This window comes from Vibrio sp. 1288, assembly GCF_033344475.1.
The window spans coordinates 1-596 of the sequence record NZ_JAWPOX010000809.1; the positions used below are offsets into that span (position 1 = coordinate 1).

A 596-nucleotide genomic window follows, 5' to 3' on the forward strand; every position below is an offset into this window, starting at 1 on the left:
ATCGGTGTCAGTTAAAACCACACTCAATGCAAAGTTGTACTCAAATTCTTTGACTATTAAATCATTAAGCGTTTCGGCTTGTGAAGCCGTGGACAAAAGTGACAGTGTAGCTATAGCATAACTGTTGATAACAGCTTGTTTCAACTTGCGTTTACCATTGTATAAGTATTGCGACCTAACGATTTTGAAGTATAAAGCGCCCTATCTGCCGTGGCATACAAATCTGCTTGATTCTCTTTTCCAGTGGGTTGGAACACAAACACACCCTGTGACACCGTCACTCTATTTGCAACGCTTGAGAACTCATGTTGATAGTCAAGGAAGTACATCGCTTCTTGAATGCGCTCTGCTTCCCTTTCTGCCGTTTGCGCGTCCGTGCTACTGAGTAAAACCACAAACTCTTCTCCGCCATAACGACCAACATATTCACCAGAACGACAGAATGTTGCTTTAAGCTGGATGGCAATCGCTTGTAAACAGCGGTCACCTTCTATGTGTCCATAGTTATCATTAAATGGCTTAAAGAAATCGACATCTAACAGTATCATCGCCATCGGCATATGGTGCCTTCCATGCCACGCCACCATTGAATCTAA

1 protein-coding gene is annotated in these 596 nt (G+C 43.0%); it reads right to left on the reverse strand.

Annotated elements, in window-relative coordinates:
- Nucleotides 1–140: 140 nt before the first annotated feature.
- The coding region (locus R8O11_RS29490; protein ID WP_318195160.1) for a GGDEF domain-containing protein at nucleotides 141–596 on the reverse strand (456 nt) is incomplete at its 5' end.